An 18,085-nucleotide genomic window follows, 5' to 3' on the forward strand; every position below is an offset into this window, starting at 1 on the left:
TCGGCAAGGAAACCAGGAAGACGCAATGAACAAACATCTATACCGAATCATTTTTAACCAGGCGCGCGGCATGCTGATGGTGGTGGCGGATATCGCTTGCGCCGGTCACGTATGCTCAGGGCGGGGCCAACCCGGCCGGATACTACCGAAGGCCGGTCGCCCCTGCCGGCTGGCGACGCTGAACTTTTGTTTGCTAATGGCTTTCGGGGGCATTTCATTTTCCGCCCGGGCCAGCTTCGCAGTCGATCCCCATGCTCCCGGAGATCAACAGCCCAATATCACCCAAACCGCCAACGGCATTCCGCAAATCGATATCCAAACGCCCAACGAACACGGACTTTCCCATAATTCTTTCAGCCAATTTGATGTGGATCCGTCCGGTGTGATCCTTAATAACAGCCGGGAACATACGCAAACGCAGCTCGGCGGTCTGGTGGACGGCAATTCATCCCTGGCCCGTGGCGAGGCCAGCGTGATACTCAATGAGGTGAATTCCCCCCACGGAAGCCACCTAAACGGTGCTATCGAAGTGGCCGGCGGCCGAGCGGACGTCATTATTGCCAATCCCTCAGGCATCACCTGCGACGGCTGCGGGTTTATCAACGCCCATAACGCCACCCTGGCCGCCGCCCAGGCGCTGGTGCAGGACGGCAGGCTGAAAGGGTTTGACGTTGAGCGCGGGGAGATCGTGTTTGAAGGCCGCAACGTCAACCTCAACACCAATCACGCTTTGCTCATAGCCCGCGCCGTGCGGGTCAACGTCGAGGTTCAGGCCGGCGAGCTGACCCTCGCCACCGGACGCAATGTAACGGACAGCCGGGGCAACGTCACCCACAAGAAAGCGGATAACGAGTCCCCTTCCCGCTATGCCCTGGATGTGGCGGCGCTGGGGGGCATGTACGCCCGTAAAATACAGTTGGTGGGCAATGAACACGGGCTGGGGGTGCGCAATGCCGGCCATATCGGCGCCGGCGTCGGCGAGATCGCCCTCACGATTGAAGGCCGGCTGGAAAATAGCGGCTCGATCTCCAGCGCGTCCGATCTGCGTATCACCGTGGCGGACGACGTGCATAATCCGGGGCGCATATCATCCCAAGGCGATGTCGTTCTGCAGGTGGCCGGTGAGTTAAACAGCAGCGGCACCATAGCGGCCCGCGGCGCTATTTCCGCCAACTCGGCCAGCCTGCGCAGCGGGAAAGGAAGTGTCTGGGAAGCCGGTCGGGATGAACAGGGGAATGCCATACCGCCGGGGCATCTGCTGTTGACTTCATCAGGCGCCATCACCCTCGGCGGAGACAGTCGGGCAAGCGGGACCCTGACGGTAGCGGGTTCGACCCTCGACTTGTCAGGCAGCCAAACAACGGCGCCGCGGATAAATCTCGGCGCGTCTCGAGGTGAAACCCGTCTGACCGGCGCCGTCGTCCATGCCCCGGGTGGCTCGCTCACGATTAACTCTCCTCGGGGAATCAATAGTGAGAACGGCAACCTGGTCGCCCAAGAGATAACCCTCACCACCGCCACCCTGAGCAATAAAAAGGGCGTCATTCACCAAACCGGATCCCAGGATTTGATCTTGGCGATTCAATCCCCGTCCGATAGCTCAGCCCCTCAGCCTTCGGGTTCCGGGGTGCGCAATGGCGGTATTCAGAATAACCAGGTAATTGATGGCGACAGCCCACAGGACGTCGTATCCCCCGATATTGCCGTCACGCTGAATAATGCCGGCGGCATGATACAGACCGCAGGCAATGTCACGGTGGTCACCGGACGCCTGGCCAATACGGACGGCACGATACAAGCGGCGGGAAACGCGTCGGTGCTGGCGAAGACTTTTGACAACCAAAAAGGCAAGCTGCTTTCTGAAGGGAATGCCTTGGTGGCCGTTTCAACGCTTGCCAACCAGGGTGGCGTCATTCAGGCACCGGATCGCGTCAAGATCAATGCCGGGACGCTGGATAATAGCGCCCAAGGCCGGATAGTTACGAAAGGCGATGGCGAGATAAAAGCCCGATCCCTGGATAACACTCAGGGCTTGATAGACGTCAGCGGCAACCTGAAGATACATGCCGGAACGCTGGACAACCATGCCGGTAAAATTCATACCTTGGGCGCCGCGGTAGTGGATGCCACGGAGCGGCTGGACAACACCCATGGCGAGATACATGCCGCCGGCGTCACGCTGGGTATCGGCACACTGTACAACTATGCCGGCGAGATACACTCCTCCGGCAATGCGGTAATAAACAGCGCCAAAGAGCTGGACAATAGCCAGGGTGAGATACGTGCCGCCGATGTCACGCTTAACGCCGTAGAGCTGATTAATCATCACGGAAAAATTCTCACTCCGGGCAACGTCGCCATCAACAGCGCGGAACGACTAAATAATACCGACGGTGAGATATGTGCCGCCGGCGTTTCGCTGGATAGCGGCACAGTGATCAACCATGGCGGCAACATCCGCGCTTCAGGCAACGCGGCCATTGCCAGCGCCAAACGGTTGGACAACACCCAAGGCAAGATCCGGGCCGACGGAGACCTCACCTTAAATATCGGGGCGCTGGATAACAGCAGCGGAAATCTCTTTTCCCTGGGTGACACCTACGTTATGAACGCCAATCCGACTCTGGCCGGCACCTTTATCAATAACAACGGGCATATTCAGGGCAATCGTCATCTGGATATCGATACCGGCGGCGGCGGTTTTGACAACCGGAACGGTACGCTATCGTCTTTAAATACCCTTGAATTGAAATCAGCCGCCCTCGATAACCGGGATGGCCACGTCTCAATGGTGGATAAGGCTAATCTGATGATCGCTGAACGACTGGATAACGGTAAGGGGATGATATTTAGCGACAATACGCTGACCATCCATGCCGATGAGGTGATTAACAGCAATACGCGCCGGGACGGGTCGGGCATCCAGGCTCCCCGTTTGCACATCAACGCCCGGCGATTGGATAACAACAGTGGCGCGCTCAAAGGCGGGGAACAGCTTGAGGTCACCCTCACCGAGACGCTGGACAACCGTCAGGGACAGCTGTCCGCCAAAAAAATCAAGCTTGGGGATGATGTTTTGGGATATCGGCTGGAAGCGGACAATGACGGCGGAGAAATGATTGCCGAGGAACAGGGTTTCTACCTCCTGCGCCGCCTGACGGGTGGCGGTCGAATCAGCTCGAGAGGGGATTTAATTATCGGGCTGCAAAATGATTTCCACCTTACCGGCGAGATAAATGCCGGCGGCAATTTGACGCTGAATACAACGGGCAGTATCCGCAATGACCATCTGTTAACCGCCGGCGGGATATCATTCCTCGACGCCGCCACATTGATCAATACCACATCGGCGCACCTCAAGACCGGTGATTTGCAGCTCACCCTGCCCGGTACGCTGAGCAACCATGGTCAAATCGAGATCGGCACAGGGGAGCTTAGCGCCCAATCCTTAAACAATGCGGCAGGGGCGACCCTTAAAGCCGATGAGCTGCGACTCACTTTACAAAGCGGCCTGGATAACGGCGGCGTGATCAACGCCGGCACCACTCGGCTCAATGCAGCATTCCTGAATAACGCCACGGCGGCGCAAATCCACGCCAAAGCTTTGCTACTCACGCTGCGGGACGGACTGGAAAACAGCGGGCTGATTAACACCGCTAAAGGCCAGCTCAACGCGCAATCCCTGGTCAATGCATCGGCGGCAGAAATCACCGCCGCCGACCTGCACCTTACACTGCGCGACGGACTTGATAATGTTGGCCTGATTGACGCCGATACATTGCGTCTTGAAGCTAAAGCGCTTTCCAACGTCGGTAGCGGGCGCATTTTCGGCGATCATGTCGTCCTGCGAACCGATCGTCTGGAAAATCACGCCCAGGAAGGCCAGGCAGGCGTTATCGCCGCCCGTGAACGCCTGGATATCGGCGCCGGCCATATCGACAATCGCGATAAGGCACTGATTCTCAGCAACGGCAATATGTCCATCGGCGGCGGACTGGATGCCGATGGAAAAGTAACGGGCCGGGCCGGCAGCCTGGTTAATCATGACGCCGAGATAAACGCTGACGGCGATATGACCATAGCCGCCCGTGAAATCACCAACAGCAACGGCGGTCTGGTTCTGACCAGGGTTTCCAGCAAAGAAAACCGCCATGAAGCGGTATTAAAGGGCAAGACTACCCGCTACGACTGGAACAAAGTCAGGCGGAAAAAAGAAGCCTACGGGGTTCACGAAGCCTATATGCCTGATGGCAGCCACAACAATAACTTTTATGAATACCGCTATACCCGCCATATCACCGAAGATGCCGTACAGGAAAGCAATCCGGCGAAAATCCTGGCCGGCGGCCTGCTTACCGTAGATGCCGAAACCTTTATCAATCGCGACAGCCAGGTGAGCGCCGGTGGTGTCATAGACGCCAAAATCGGCGATCTGCGCAATGAATCGGCCCAAGGCGAACGGATCACTCAGGATCTTGGCAGGCAAACGCTCTGGTATGCAAAAAAACATAAGAAAAAGGTGGGTGGCACCAAAACGTCCCAAGGTAGGGACGGCAGCAGATATCGTCCCATCCCCATCAGGGAAACCATCGACTTAAAAACCGCTGCCTGGAAGGAGAACACCCGTAGCGATTCCGGCCCGCCTGATTCCCGCCCAGCGCTTAGCGGCCTGTTCGGGCGCATTCGCCATAACGACGAAGAGTCATTTACCGAGCATTGGAATCACTCGCCCTTTAAGGCGCCTATCCCGCCGGAGGGTCCGGAACAGCTGTTTTTCCGCCCGCTGGATTTGGCAGTGGGCGAGTTCTATGAGCATCCCTTGCCACCGGTGTTAACTGCCGGCAATACCTGGACGCCGGCGGTGCGCGTTATGGTGCCTGAGGTCCGTCTGCCTGCCAGCAGCCTGTTTACTCATCATCCCGGTCCGGCCAACCCTTATCTGGTGGAAACCAATCCACGATACACCCAGTACAAGCAGTGGATCGGCCTGGATTATATGCAGCAAAAAATGAAATTTGATCATAACTATACCCATAAACGCCTCGGGGATGGCTTTTACGAGCAGCGCCTGGTGCGGGATCAGGTGCTTAACCTCACCGGCCAGCGGTATCTCGACGGTTACACCAACGATAACGAACAGTTCAAAGCGCTGATGAACGCCGGGGTGCAATACGGCAAGGCTTTTAATCTGACGCCGGGGGTCATGCTCAGTCCCAGCCAGATGGCGTTGCTCACCACCGATATGGTGTGGCTGATAAATCAGGATGTTACCTTGAAGGACGGCAGCACCCAGCGGGTGCTGGTGCCCCAGGTCTACGCCAGGGTGGGCAAAGGCGATCTGTCCGGCGACGGCGCGCTGTTCTCCGGCCAGGACATCAAGCTGGAGGTGGCCGGCAACCTGGACAACAGCGGCGGCATCACCGCTCGTGAAACCCTGAAAGTGTCCGCGGAAAACGTTTCCCTCAGCGGACAGATGGCGGCGAAAGACATTGACGTACAGGCCAGGAAGGATATCAATCAGACCGGTGGACGCCTGTTCGGCGGCGACAGGCTCTCGCTGCTGGCCGGACAGGATATCCGCATCCAGTCCACGGCGCGCGGCGAGCAGGACAATCGCTGGCTGGATCGAACAGCGGGCATCTACGTACAAAATCCGGGCGGCGCGCTTGAACTCAAAGCCCTGAACAATATCACCCTCACCGCCGCCGATATCGCCAACCAGGGCGAAAGCGGGCGCACAAAGATCGCGGCGGGCAACGATCTCAAACTGGATACGCTGCGCACCGCCAAGACCGACATGGCGTATTGGGACCAGGATAATTATCGCCTGGAAAGCCAGCGGACAGACGCGGGTACCCGTATCACCAGCGGCGGTGGCCTCGCCCTGTCGGCGGGACGGGATGTCAGCGCCAGCGCGGCCAATATCGACGCCGCGCAGCGGCTGGATCTGGATGCGGGACGGGATATCACCCTGTCGGCGGGCCGGGCGGCTACCTCGGTTGTGGAACATATGAAACAAAACAGCAGCGGCATGCTGTCGTCCATGTCCCTGGAAACCCACGACGAAGTCCATAGCCGGCTGGCCCTGGGCACCTTGCTTAGCGGAGATGCAATCAGCCTTAATGCCGGCCGCGACCTGACGGTTACCGGCGGCGGCATCGCCGGCACCCAAGATATCGCTTTAACGGCCGGCAACAACCTGACGCTGACCACAGCCCTGGAAACTCATCATGAAAATCACTTCAGGCAGGAGCAGAGCTCAGGCCTGATGGGCAGCGGCGGCATCGGTTTCACCGTGGGTTCTGAAAGCCTGACACTCACCGATGATACCCTCATCCACCAGCAAAAAGGCACCCTGGCGGGCAGCGCCGAAGGAAGCGCCACGCTGAGCGCGGGCGGGCGGCTAACCGTCCACGGCAGTGAACTGATCGCCGGTAACGGCATGGCTCTCAGCGGTGCTGACGTCGATCTTACCGCCGCTGAAAACAGCATTATCCAGCATCAAACCATGGAGCAGAAAAAAAGCGGCTTTACTCTGGCGCTCTCCGGCACCGTGGGCAGCGCCATCAACAGCGCGGTGGAAAGCGCCCAGCAGGCGGAAAAAACCGACAATTCCCGCCTGGCGGCCCTGCAGCGCACCAAGGCGGCGCTGAGCGGCGCACAGGCGGTGCAGGCCGGGCGCATAGCGGCGGCCCAGGGCGATTCGCCGGAAAACAATAATACCATCGGCGTCAGCCTCTCTTACGGCAGCCAGAGCGCCAAATCCGAACAACGCCATGAACAGCGCATGGCCCAGGGCAGCAGTCTTAGCGCCGGTGGCGCAATGACCGTCACCGCCACCGGCCGGGGCGGCGGGGGCGATATCATTTTACAGGGCGGTCAGCTTAAGGCGGGCAGCGATATCAGCTTCAAGGCCAAGCAGGATATCCATCTGCTTTCCGCCCTGAGCCGGGAAAAAACCGAGGGCAGCAACAGCAGCCAGGGCGGCTCGGTGGGGGTGGGCATCGGCGTCGGCCAGAACGGCTTCGGCATCAGCGTGTTCGCCGGTATCAACAAAGGCAAAGGCAGCGAGAAAGGCAACGGCACCTTCCACACCAACGCCCTGCTGGATGCGGGACGGCAGGTCCGCCTTGAAAGCGGGCGCGACGCCATCCTGTCCGGCGCGCAGGTCAAGGGGGAAACGGTAAAAGCCGATATCGGCCGCCATTTGCTGCTGCAAAGCCGGCAGGACAGCAATGACTACGATGCTAAACAACAGAACGTCAGCGCCGGCGGCAGCTTCACCTTCGGCTCCATGACCGGCTCGGCCAGCGTCAACGTCAGCCGGGACAAGATACGCAGCAACTACAGCGCGGTACAGGAACAGACCGGCCTCTTTGCCGGCCAAGGCGGGGCGAATATCCGAGTGGGCGAACACACCCAACTGGACGGGGCGGTTATCGCCAGCGCCGCCGACGCAGGCAAAAACCGGCTGGACACCGGCACCCTGGGCTTCAGCGATATTCACAATGAGGCTGAGTTCAGCGCCGAACACCAAAGCATCGGCATGAGCAGCGGCGGCACCATCGGCGGCCAGTTCACCGGCAACCTGGCCAACGGCCTGCTGTCGGGGGTTAACCGCTCGGGCCATAGCAGCAATACCACCAGGGCGGCATTCAGCCCCGGCAGTCTGCTTATTCGCAATCAGGCAGGGCAAAGGCAGGATATCGCTGCCCTGAGCCGGGATGCGGAGCACGCCCACGAGACTTTAAGCCCGATATTTGACAAAGCCAAGGAGCAGGAGCGGCTGCAACAGGCGGCGCTGCTGGCGGATATCGGTAATCAGGTGAAGGATATCATCCTCAGCGAGGCGGCCATCGGCGCCCTGAATGCCGCCGATGAAAGGGCGGAAAACATCAGCGAGGCGGACCGTCAGGAGGCCCGTGATGCGCTGGCAAAGGGTAATAACCCCAACGAAACCCCAACGGATAAGCAAATCAAGGACTATATCCGTGGCAATGCCTATAATCAGGCATTGTCGGGATCGGGATTCGGCACCGGCGGCGGCAATCACAAGGCGCTCACGGCGGTGGTTGCGGCGGCGCAGGGACTGGCGGGCGGTAATCCGGGCCAGGCGATAGCCGGATTGGCGGCGCCTTATGTGGCCACGGAGATAAAAGAGCGTTTTGACACCGACACGGCGCGCATCACCGCCCATGCGGTGGCGGGAGCCATGCTGTCGCATCTGCAAGGCCACAGCGCCCTGGCGGGCGGCGCGGGAGCGTTAAGCGCCGAGGTGGCGGCCAAGGGAATAACCCACTATCTATATCCGGGCATTGAACCGGGCCAGTTGACGGAAAAGCAGAAGGAGACGGTCAGCGCCATCAGCACGGCCCTGGGCGGCCTGGCGGGCGGATTGACAGGGACGGGTGGGGGAGATGTGGTTGCCGGAGCGCAGGCAGGGAAGAATGCGGTGGAGAATAACTCTCTGGGCGGTGCGGCAGCGGGTTCCGGACTGGGACTGTGGCTCGGTGAGATACCGGACGCGGGTATAGAGGAGAAAGCGCAACTGGCCGGTGATATCGCGAAAGGAAATGCTAAAGTCTCCGCCGGTATTGCCAATACCGCAGGTGTAGCGATGTTGCCGGGCGCGGGCCAGGCTCTGTGGGGGCTTGGCGCAACAGCCAATGCCGGTGTCCATTATCTTGAGGGTAAGCCGGTCGATCCGGTGAGTGCGACGGTAGCAGGTTGGGTAAGCGTTGTCAGTATGGGAAGCGGGCTGGCAGGAACCATAGGCTGGAATGCGGCGGGTGGTGCTTTAACCAATACCATTAACGGTGATGATCCTCTTACCGGCGCAATAACAAATGGCGCAGGTTCGGCGCTGGGCTATGGTTTTGGTAAGATTATCGCTTCAGGTGCGAACGCTGCCGGTAGATATCTTACGCAGGGATTTGATCCAAAATTCCACCCTGATCTTCTGAAATATACTGAGGTAAAGGGCCAGTTAGGCATATCGAAAGAAATGTTGCCGAGTAAAATTCCTAGCTCAAGTGGCAATGCCGGTGCTTCCATTACTTCAGAAATGATCGGAAATACAATTGAAAATCATGCTAATCAGATAACTACGGATAATAAAGAGTGACATTATTTATCCCTAACGCTTTCATTTTGATAGCATCGCTTCTAGCGGGTATCTTAATCGCCGAAATATCCTATTTTTTATTGGTATTGGCTAATTGCTTTGTTTATGGGCATTTTGAATTAACTTCCTCTGAAATCATAAGAGGGGTTAGGGTAGGCGGCGGAGGAGGCGGAATAATGGGAGTCGGTATAGTTTTACTCCGTCTCTTAAAAGTAAAAGGTTTTTAGCCTAACTTTGTGCTTTCCTAATATATCCCGGCCCCTAAATCCGGGATTTTATCTTATAGGTCAGACCGTTACCTGACCTCAGTCAATATCACCAGTCGTCCTGGCTCTACCATAACCCGCACGGGCTGGCCGGTGGCAAATCCGGCTTCGCCCAGCCAGTCGCCCTTGAGGTACAGGCCGGGGTGACGACTGTAATAGCTGGTTAATCCTGTCTTGCTGTTGATGTGCTGTTTACTGACGTAGCCTACTTTTAACCGCCGCTGTGCTTTGGAAATACCCGCTTCTGACTTAGAATCATGCTCAGCCATAGTAACAATCCTTATTAGTTGCTTGTGAGTTGTCACCTGTTCCGGCATGCGATGGCCGCCCAAATGCTGGAAAACGGCGCGGACCTGCGCTGGATACAGGCGATGTTGGGCCATGCCAGCGTTGAATCAACCCAAATCTACACGCAGGTGAGTATACGTGCGCTGTCGGCGATGCATGCGACGACGCATCCGGCGGAGCAGGCCGGCAGCGATGGGCCGGAAGATGATGAAGACGCCGGGCTACTGGTCGACTTGCTGGCAGAAGATGAGCCGGACTCACCGAAGCCGAACGCGCCGGACAGGCCAGAGCCGAATGAGGCCGGGGCATGGCCGGACAGTGCTAAAAGTTAGCTCGTTCTATGCGAGGCCTCTGGGGTTAGGTGACGGGCAACAGGCACGCCATCCCTGGCGCACCTCTTGCCCTTGTCGGGCCCGGTGAGGGCGGGAATCAATGGCCGCCCGGCCCGCACAGGCTTCAGCACACCATACAGGCCCTGTTGCGGGCCGTTCGGCCATTAAACAGAATGCGCGGGGATTATACGCCGCCGTCCCTGCAGGCGATAAAGGCTGAATCACCCAAGGCAAGCGGTCCGTCTTCGCATAATCCGCATTATGTCGCGCGCCCCCGCTGTCGGCTCCTTAGCTCGGCGTGACGCACAGGGCGGCGCCGGTGGGCGGCTTGCCCTCTGCTGCAAACCTCGGTTATCCCCTTGGCCCCGCCGGTGGGGCCGCCATCCCTGGCGGCGTCAAAGCCGGTGCCCATCTTCAGCAACACCAACACCAACATCAACATAGCGGGCCTCGCCAGCCCGCGCCCGGCAGACGGTTCGCCGGGCCACAGACAAGCTGCGGCCCGCCTCACCGCCGCGTCATAAAAACCGCTTCGTATAAGGAACTGAGAGAAAAGCGTTGATACGCTGTTCTGGCAACGTCGCGTCAACAGGTGAAAAGGCGTGTCGGCATCTTCGGATGGGTAAGGAAAACCGTACTGAGAAAAACGTCGAATAACGTGCTGATAGCAAAAGGAAAAATGACGTTCAATGAGAGGGATTACATCAGGTGGCGTTGTTGTGGAGAATAACTATCTGAGTGCCAAACAAATCCCGGACTGGCTCCAGAAATACAAAGAAGCCTCCTCGGATGAGGAACGAAATCGATTAGTCGATATCGCCAGCTAGGTTGATAGCGTCCAGCAGCAAAAAGCTTTGGAAACAAGGATATCCCAAAGTTATCTGACTCAGCAGCAAGACGAACTCATCAGACTAGTGCAATCTCAGGATTGCGGCGACGATTGCCGCGCTTTGGCGCAATACAGTATCGATCAACTCTCTCCCATCATCGATAATTATGATGAGCTGCAACGCAGCAATAATATTCCGCGCGCAGCTGTAGCGACAGTCACCCTAGCACTACCTATTCTGAGTAAGGGTGTGGCACCTTATGTAGCCGAATGGATGGGCGGAGCAACCGCTGCAAGTCGAGTCATTGGGATGGGAACAAGTGGTGGCGCAAATGCGCTTATGCAAGGCTACAAAATTTATCAAAACCCCGACGAAGATTTTAGCTATGCCAGCTTTGGGACATCGATATTAACTGGGGGGTAGTCGCAGGGATGAATTATCCCGGCACTTTGTCTGTAAATGCGGCAGGTGCAGGATTTTCTAGCTGGGTAGATGGTGAAAATCCATTAGCGCCAATGGTAGGGGCTGCAGTGGGTACAACTGCCGGCTATGGTTTCGGTACTAAAGTCTTTAACTATGCCGATAAAAAGCTTAATCCGTGGCCGAATGGGTTCAAAGAGCGATTCAGCCTACACCATCCTACAATTTCGGCACCGGCTCAAGTTAATCCTTGGCCCAGTATTTGGGGTAGTACAGCTGGTTCAGTCGGCAATGAAATCGCAAGTGATCTAGGAAAAGAAGAAGTTAAGGAGCTTATTAAATGATTCGCTCAATAATTTCAGTGTTCGCCTTTGGTACCTTTTTTATATTTATTTTTCATGCGGGGTTTACTCTGTGCATGAAAGTTTATTTTTCGTTTATAGGGCGCTCGCCTATCAATTATACGTTTAATAATTTCAAAGAGGCTGTTTTTATCGGAATCACAGTAGGCGGTGGTACTGCAATAATCAATTGCATATGGCTAATGAGGAAATATAAAAAATAGAGGTGGAGAATAACTCTCTGAGCCTGCTCAAAGGCATGGAGAGTGTTATCGACGCGCAAGGCAGCCTGTACGTGAACACAAACCTGACCGATGAAATGGGCAATGTGCTTAACCCCATGTCGGAAGAAGAGAAAGCGGCTGCGTCACAACGTATGGCGGCAGGAGACCTCCCGGCAGAACAGCCCGCCACGGCATTACTGACGCAATGGGGCAATATGCTCAGCGGCGTGGTGAATATGGGGCCAGGGGTGGCTGTTGGTGCGACAGCAGCAGTTACCGCCGGTGTCGTCGGTGGTGTTGCCAATAGCGGAGTGCAGTTAACGACAAAGGGCGATAAACCGTTCAGCTATACTGATGCGCTGATAGCCTTCGGCATCAGTGCGGTGACGCAAGGTCGGGGAATTGTGGCGCAAGAAGCGATTAACGTTGGCGGGGCATACCTGGGCAGTACGATTAAAGGGGAAAATCCGGTGGGGCCGATGGTGGGGGCTGGCGCAGGTACCGCTGCGGGTGCGCTGGGGGGAGCAGTAGTAAAGGGTAAATTAGCTCCTGTTATTAATAAAAATGCTGTAGAAATAAGCGGTGCAGTTACTGGTTCTATGATCAACGAGTCTGTTGGGGGAGAGGTTCAAAAGCAAATAAACAAAAAAGGTAAGGGGTAATGAAATCAATCGTAATTGATCTTAAATTACTTGCGTTATTACTATTTTATTGGGTAGCAATACTCATTGCTTTTGTTTTTCTTTCGAAAATTGCTGTGGCTTTGTTTTTTTATTTTAGTAACGGTAATTTTTATTTTGCTTGGACGGATGCTTTGGACTATGCCATCAAAGCTGGTTTAGGCGAAGGTATACCTTTAGCTTGCGGTATTTGGGTTATGTCAAAATTAGGGGAGCGTAAGAAATCCCTACTCCCCCCTAAAGGCTAATGATTGAACCCCGTCAACTTCGCCGGGGTTCAATCATTAGCCCACCCGGCTACTTAGCCCGACTCTCTCCCGCCAGCTTCTCCCTGAGCGCCAGCCCCTGTATGACCTGCTCCAGCTCCAGCCGCGACTGGGCCACAGCCGGTCGGACTGTTGCAGCACCTCGTTTAGCCGCGAGCTGGACTGGGTGGTGATAACCAGACACCCCTCCATCACCCTGACCACCAGTGACATGCCGGTCAAAAAAAACCGGCCTGCTCCAGCCATTTGCCCTTAAGCTTGACCTGGGGGTAACGGTAGGCATCCGGGGCGTAGCCCACAACGCTCCGGCGTAGGGCTTGGGATATTACCGGGTCTGACTTATGATGCGCGTAACCGCTGTCTGGTGCTGACGGTGAACGAATCACGCGAGCAGACGCAGGCGATACAAGCGCTTGAGCGGCATAAGCAGACGCTGGCGGGCCTCTTGGGCGAAAGTGAAAAAGGCTACCTCACGGCGCTGCACCAGAACGCACAGCGGCTGTTGCGCCCGCTAAAGGTCGTGAATCTCTATGCCGACCGGCTGACGTTCCTGTCAGATAAAACCCGCACCCGGCGCGACCATATGAAATACCTGACCTTAATCCAGAGTATCACGCTGCTGCACCAGTACCAGCGGGCGGTGAAAAAGGTCGAGCATCGCGGGCAGGTTATCGAGTATATCGAGGTGACGGCGGAGGATATCGCCTTGGCTAACCGGCTGGCGCACGAGGTGCTGGGCCGGACGCTGGACGAGATGCCGCCGCAAACGCGCCGGTTACTGGTATGGCTAAAGGGCTGGGTGGGTGAACAGGCACAAGGCCAGGCGTTGAAAACAGAAGAACTGCGCTTTACCCGGCGCGATGTCCGCGCGGCGCTGGGCTGGGGTGATACGCAGCTAAAATCCACCTCGCCCTGCTGCTGGAAATGGAATACCTGCTGCTGTTCCGGCGCGGGCTGACCTATGAATACGGCCTCCTGTGGGATGGCGAGGAAAACGACGACCCTCATCTGAGCGGGCTGTTGGACGCGAAAGGGTTGCCTGACAGCCCGGTCACATCGGAAGGCAATAAGAACCGGTCGGGGTCTGACGCTGACCGGTCGGCCCCTGGTCGGGGTGTAGTCGGTGGTCGGTCGCACCTTGAGAAAGCGGCTTTAGCCCAGGCGGGAGAAGGCCTAACAGTACAAGCAGTCGGGGGTGTGGCAAACGCGGTAATAACAGCAAACAATAATCGCACCCCCGCCCCCCCTTGGAGGACTGGATACAAAGGGGACATCCTCAAACGCACAATAACGGACAGCGAGAAACAACAAAGTGGCCGGACTTGACTGTGCAGCATCGATAAAGGCCGCAAAACGGTGACGGTGCGCCAGGGCAAAGGCAAAAAAGACCGGGTCATCCCGATAGGGAAGCGGGCGTTGCGTTGGGTTAAGCACTACGCTGAGCAGGTGCGGCCACAGTTGCTGGTCAATCCGGCGGTGACGGCGCTGTTTGTGGCGTTAGACGGGGTAGAGGGGTTAACGCCCAATGGCATCACCAACACCGTCAGTCACTACATCAAAGCCTCAGGCATAGCAAGCTGGGGCAGTTGTCACCTGTTCCGGCATGCGATGGCCACCCAAATGCTGGAAAACGGCACGGACCTACGCTGGATACAGGCGATGCTGGGCCATGCCAGCGTTGAATCAACGCAAATCTACACGCAGGTGAGTATCCGTGCGCTGTCGGCGGTGCATGCAACGACGCATCCGGCGGAGCAATCAAGCGCCGAGCAGGATGATGACGAGGATATCGGACTGTTGGCTGACCTGCTGGCAGAAGATGAAACACCTATAAAAGGGGGTTGACGTCAGTGAAATCACTATGGATACTAATAGATAGTAATAGCTAATATCCTGAGCCTGGAGGCTACCATGACAACCAGTATCGCACTGAGTCCTCACTTCGAAGAGTTTATCCGCGCACAAATCGACAGTGGTCGCTATAACAATGTGAGCGAAGTTGTTCGTGCTGGCTTGCGTTCGCTGGAAGAGCATGAGCAACAAAGGAAACTCGAAGCGTTACGTGCAGCGGTTGAGCTGGGAGCGAACAGCGGTGAGGGCAAAACGGTCGAAGAGGTGTTCGGCCCCTTGCTTCAAAAATACCGACGCATGATGGAAGATAATAAAGCGCAATGAAACTAAGGATATCACCGTTGGCAGGGCAAGATGTCGCCGCGATAGGCGATTACATAGCGCAAGATAACCCAGCACGCGCGTTCAGCTTTACCCATGAGCTGCTCGAACAATGCAAGCTGATAGGTGAAAATCCCTGGATATATCGCGAACGCCCGGAGTTAGGAAAAAGACGAAGATGCTGCACTTACGGACGCTATGTCCTGGTGTATGACACACGCAATGATGAGGTACTCATCGAGCGTGTCCTCCATGGCTCGCGTGATATCGGCAATCTGAATGCCTGGTCATTGGATGACCTCGAAAGTTAGCGTGTTCTCTATTAGGCCGTTGGGCTGAGGTGAGCGGCAACAGGCACGCCATCCCTGGCTCACCTCTTGTCCTGGTCGGCATCGGTGAGAGCGGGGGTCAATGGCCGCCCGGCTGCGTCTGGCTACGCCGGGTCGCACTGCGTTGCTCCTTCCCGTCTCGCCAGCTTGCGCTACCCGCCCCGATCCGGCGCGGTCATGCAAAACCCTCCTTCCCTTAGCCGTCCGTGTCTCAGAGCGCCGCGCAACGTCGCTTGCGGGCTTCGCCAACCCACGCCCGGCAGACGGTTCGCCGGGCCGCAGGCAAGCTGCGCCCCGCCTCACCGCCGCGATGTAAAAACCGCTTCGTATAAGAACCTGAGAGAAAAGCGTTGATACGCTGCTCTGGCAACGGCGCGTAAACAGGCGAAAAAGGCGCGTCGGGGTCTTCGGTTCGCCACGGTAAAGGACACTGGAGAAAACGACATCTAACGCGCTGATAGTACAAGGAAAAATGACGTTCGATGAGAGGGGTTACATCAGGTGGCGTTGTTGTGGAGAATAACCCTCTGAGCCTGCCCAAAGGCATGGAGAGCATTATCGATGCGCAAGGCAGCTTGTACGTGAATATCAATCTGACCGATGAGATGGGCAATGTGCTTAACCCTATGTCGGAATAAGAGAAAGCGGCTGCGTCACAGCGTATGGCGACAGCAGAACAACCCGCCACAGCATTATTAACACAATGGGGCAATATGCTCAGTGGCGTGGTGACGATGGGGCCGGGGGCAGCGGTAGGCACCGCCGCCGTGGTGACCGGCGGCGTCATTGGCGGTGTTGCCAATAGCGGCGTGCAGTTAACGACCAATGGCGATAAGCCGTTCAGCTATACGGATGCGCTTATTGCAACTGGTATTGGTGCGGTGACGCAAGGACGGGGGATCGTGGCTCAAGAAGCGATTAACGTTGGCGGGGCTTACCTGGGTAGTACGATTAAGGGCGAAGATCCGGTGGGGCCGATGGTGGGGGCTGGTTTGGGAACTTTTACAGGAGCAGCAGGGGGAAAGGTTATAGTAGATAAGCTTGCACCTATTGCTAGCCAGACAGTTTCAGAGGCTGTTGGTGCTGTCGGAGGTTCTGTTATAAATGAGGCTACAGGAGCGGCGATACAGCATCAAATGAGTAAGAAGGATGACTCTTAAAAATCACGCCAGATTAATATTTTTACTAACAATATCTTGTGTGATCATGTTGTTTTTCATGATATTTATTACAAGATTAGTGGTAGCAATTGTTTTTTACTTTATTAGGGGCGATTTTTATTTTTTATGGACTGATTTTTGGTACTCATTAAAGGCTGGTTTTTCGGCCGGTATACCTTTAGGTATAGGTTCTCGGTTTTTAGTAAAAATAAAGACCCAAAAAGAGAAAAGTTCTTCTACTAATGATTGACACTGATAACCCCGGCCTCCGCGCCGGGGTTACCCTCATCAGCCCATCTGATAACTAAGATCGACTTTCCCCGGTCCTCTTCTCCCTGAGCGCCAGCCCCTGTATCACCTGCTCGAGCTCCAGCCGCGACTGGGCCGACAGCCGGTCGGACTGTTGCAGCACCTCGTTTAGCCGCGAGCCGGACTGGGTGGTGATGACCAGACACCCCTCCATCACCCTGACCACCAGTGACATGCCGGTCAAAAAACCGGCCTGCTCCAGCCACTTGCCCTTAAGCTTGACCTGCGGATAACGGTAGGCGTCTGGGGCGTAGCCCACAACGCTCTGGCGCAGGGCTTGGGATATGACGGGTTCTGATTTACAATCATTCTTAGCCATGATCAACTCCTTTATAGTTGGTGCTGGTGAGCGGACTGTAAGTGTTGCTGCACTTTCAGTCCGCGTTAGTTTTCATTAGTAGTACCTAATGTTCATTCTGCGCTTGTGTCAAGATTGCATTGTGTAAACCTGTGACCAGCTTTTGCTGGGCCTTAGGTAATCGCGGTCGATAGCCTCAATTTGCCGCTACCATTTAGACAAAGGGTTACGTTTACGCGATATTTTTGCCGGCTATTCATTAAATAATTCATCCAATGAAACGGAGAGTATTTCAGCGACTTTCGGTAGTATGGGTATTTGTATTCTACGTCGCCCAGCCTCCCACGCTTGAATGGTCTGTTGAGAAACATTGAGCACCTTGGCCATTTGTACTTGCGTCATACCATGAGCTTTGCGTAAACGGTTAATTCGCTTCCCTAATGCCACCAAAAATAATTGTTCTTCATTACTTATGGTAACCACCATAATTGCGTTTATCCGTATTTTTAGGATGAAAAATCATGACGCTCCATTTATGTTTCATTGCTTAAAATACTACTTAATGTAATGCATGGATGTCAATTTTTACAAAAATTATTTTTTGAATTGTCGAGAGTCTTCCAAAAATTATTGGAACAAGCCCGTCAGCTATCATAATAAAAATTATTGATTAGTGTATCAATAACCTATCTCAATTATATTATGCAATATCCATTAATTGATTTATGAATATGACATGAATATTGTTTTTTTATTCTTTATTTCAATAGTATATTTATCTCCATTTGTAGTAATTACCTTGGTTTTTTGGAATGAAACCCTTGTGATGCTCTCTTCATTATTTGACTTGATGGCAAGAGGTGGAAGGATCGTGGCGGCCCAGGTCGAGACTCGCCGGGAAACAACAACACCATCGGCATCGATCTCTCTTACGGCGGCCAGACCGCCAATTCCTAACAACGTCATGCCAGCGTATGGCCCAGGGAAGAGCTCTCAGCACCGGCGGCGTTATTGCCCACACCACTGAGGGCGGGAATGTAGGATCT

General features: G+C 55.5%; 16 protein-coding genes and 3 pseudogenes. 12 read left to right on the plus strand and 7 right to left on the minus strand.

What is annotated here, in order from left to right; genetic code table 11:
- The first annotated feature begins 25 nt into the window (after positions 1 to 25).
- Positions 26 to 9,124 (plus strand): hemagglutinin repeat-containing protein, encoded by a 9,099-nt coding sequence (locus ACL2XJ_RS09885; protein WP_413726391.1) that lies wholly within the window; start codon positions 26 to 28, stop codon positions 9,122 to 9,124.
- A 295-nt stretch (positions 9,125 to 9,419) separates the two neighbouring features.
- On the opposite strand, the gene ACL2XJ_RS09890 is transcribed toward ACL2XJ_RS09885, so the two are convergent.
- Positions 9,420 to 9,659: a SymE family type I addiction module toxin gene (locus ACL2XJ_RS09890; RefSeq protein ID WP_413726392.1), complete on the minus strand. Its 240-nt coding sequence runs from the start codon at positions 9,657 to 9,659 to the stop codon at positions 9,420 to 9,422.
- A gap of 27 nt (positions 9,660 to 9,686) precedes the next feature.
- Between ACL2XJ_RS09890 and ACL2XJ_RS09895 the strand changes: the two are divergent.
- Positions 9,687 to 10,010: pseudogene (locus ACL2XJ_RS09895) on the plus strand (tyrosine-type recombinase/integrase); the annotation flags it as partial.
- Positions 10,011 to 10,269: 259 nt separating this feature from the next.
- On the opposite strand, the gene ACL2XJ_RS09900 reads toward ACL2XJ_RS09895, so the two are convergent.
- Positions 10,270 to 10,452, minus strand: a complete 183-nt coding sequence (locus ACL2XJ_RS09900; RefSeq protein WP_413726393.1) for a hypothetical protein — start codon at positions 10,450 to 10,452, stop codon at positions 10,270 to 10,272.
- 412 nt (positions 10,453 to 10,864) lie between these two features.
- On the opposite strand from ACL2XJ_RS09900, the gene ACL2XJ_RS09905 reads away from it, so the two are divergent.
- The 4 genes from ACL2XJ_RS09905 (at position 10,865) to ACL2XJ_RS09920 (ending at position 12,753) form a co-directional block, all read left to right on the plus strand.
- The gene (locus ACL2XJ_RS09905; protein WP_413726394.1) at positions 10,865 to 11,263 is read left to right on the plus strand and encodes a hypothetical protein; all 399 of its coding nucleotides are present in this window, start codon (positions 10,865 to 10,867) and stop codon (positions 11,261 to 11,263) included.
- Between the two features lie 8 nt (positions 11,264 to 11,271).
- Positions 11,272 to 11,604, plus strand: a complete 333-nt coding sequence (locus ACL2XJ_RS09910) for a hypothetical protein (RefSeq protein WP_413726395.1) — start codon at positions 11,272 to 11,274, stop codon at positions 11,602 to 11,604.
- Positions 11,605 to 11,827: 223 nt separating this feature from the next.
- Positions 11,828 to 12,487, plus strand: coding sequence for a hypothetical protein (locus ACL2XJ_RS09915; RefSeq protein ID WP_413726396.1), 660 nt, complete (start codon positions 11,828 to 11,830; stop codon positions 12,485 to 12,487).
- A complete protein-coding gene (locus ACL2XJ_RS09920; protein WP_413726397.1) occupies positions 12,487 to 12,753 on the plus strand; it encodes a hypothetical protein in 267 nt (88 codons plus the stop codon). The genes ACL2XJ_RS09915 and ACL2XJ_RS09920 overlap by 1 nt, the downstream gene beginning before the upstream one ends.
- Positions 12,754 to 12,789: 36 nt before the next feature.
- On the opposite strand, the gene ACL2XJ_RS09925 is transcribed toward ACL2XJ_RS09920, so the two are convergent.
- Positions 12,790 to 13,017: a hypothetical protein gene (locus tag ACL2XJ_RS09925; protein WP_413726995.1), complete on the minus strand. Its 228-nt coding sequence runs from the start codon at positions 13,015 to 13,017 to the stop codon at positions 12,790 to 12,792.
- Positions 12,990 to 13,157, minus strand: coding sequence for a SymE family type I addiction module toxin (locus ACL2XJ_RS09930; protein ID WP_413726398.1), 168 nt, complete (start codon positions 13,155 to 13,157; stop codon positions 12,990 to 12,992). The genes ACL2XJ_RS09925 and ACL2XJ_RS09930 overlap by 28 nt, the downstream gene beginning before the upstream one ends.
- On the opposite strand from ACL2XJ_RS09930, the pseudogene ACL2XJ_RS09935 reads away from it, so the two are divergent.
- From ACL2XJ_RS09935 to ACL2XJ_RS09960, 6 genes and pseudogenes are all read left to right on the plus strand, one after another.
- Positions 13,124 to 14,097: pseudogene (locus tag ACL2XJ_RS09935) on the plus strand (DNA primase); the annotation flags it as partial. The gene ACL2XJ_RS09930 and the pseudogene ACL2XJ_RS09935 overlap by 34 nt on opposite strands.
- Before the next feature lie 6 nt (positions 14,098 to 14,103).
- Positions 14,104 to 14,616 (plus strand): annotated as a pseudogene (locus tag ACL2XJ_RS09940) (tyrosine-type recombinase/integrase); the annotation flags it as partial.
- 66 nt (positions 14,617 to 14,682) lie between these two features.
- On the plus strand, positions 14,683 to 14,946 hold the full coding sequence (locus tag ACL2XJ_RS09945) for a type II toxin-antitoxin system ParD family antitoxin (RefSeq protein WP_413726399.1): 264 nt from the start codon (positions 14,683 to 14,685) through the stop codon (positions 14,944 to 14,946).
- The gene (locus tag ACL2XJ_RS09950) at positions 14,943 to 15,254 is read left to right on the plus strand and encodes a type II toxin-antitoxin system RelE/ParE family toxin (protein ID WP_413726400.1); all 312 of its coding nucleotides are present in this window, start codon (positions 14,943 to 14,945) and stop codon (positions 15,252 to 15,254) included. The genes ACL2XJ_RS09945 and ACL2XJ_RS09950 overlap by 4 nt, the downstream gene beginning before the upstream one ends.
- Before the next feature lie 530 nt (positions 15,255 to 15,784).
- Positions 15,785 to 15,910, plus strand: coding sequence for a hypothetical protein (locus ACL2XJ_RS09955; RefSeq protein WP_413726401.1), 126 nt, complete (start codon positions 15,785 to 15,787; stop codon positions 15,908 to 15,910).
- A gap of 24 nt (positions 15,911 to 15,934) precedes the next feature.
- Positions 15,935 to 16,432 (plus strand): hypothetical protein, encoded by a 498-nt coding sequence (locus tag ACL2XJ_RS09960; RefSeq protein ID WP_413726402.1) that lies wholly within the window; start codon positions 15,935 to 15,937, stop codon positions 16,430 to 16,432.
- Positions 16,433 to 16,736: 304 nt separating this feature from the next.
- Here ACL2XJ_RS09960 and ACL2XJ_RS09965 read toward each other — a convergent pair whose 3' ends face one another.
- From ACL2XJ_RS09965 to ACL2XJ_RS09975, 3 genes are all read right to left on the minus strand, one after another.
- On the minus strand, positions 16,737 to 17,060 hold the full coding sequence (locus ACL2XJ_RS09965) for a SymE family type I addiction module toxin (protein WP_413726403.1): 324 nt from the start codon (positions 17,058 to 17,060) through the stop codon (positions 16,737 to 16,739).
- A 231-nt stretch (positions 17,061 to 17,291) separates the two neighbouring features.
- On the minus strand, positions 17,292 to 17,525 hold the full coding sequence (locus ACL2XJ_RS09970; RefSeq protein WP_413726404.1) for a helix-turn-helix transcriptional regulator: 234 nt from the start codon (positions 17,523 to 17,525) through the stop codon (positions 17,292 to 17,294).
- A 237-nt stretch (positions 17,526 to 17,762) separates the two neighbouring features.
- Positions 17,763 to 18,005, minus strand: coding sequence for a hypothetical protein (locus ACL2XJ_RS09975; protein WP_413726405.1), 243 nt, complete (start codon positions 18,003 to 18,005; stop codon positions 17,763 to 17,765).
- Positions 18,006 to 18,085: the final 80 nt, after the last annotated feature.

This window comes from Sodalis sp. RH16 (assembly GCF_047324245.1).
In the GTDB taxonomy this organism is placed as follows: domain Bacteria; phylum Pseudomonadota; class Gammaproteobacteria; order Enterobacterales; family Enterobacteriaceae; genus Acerihabitans; species Acerihabitans ligni.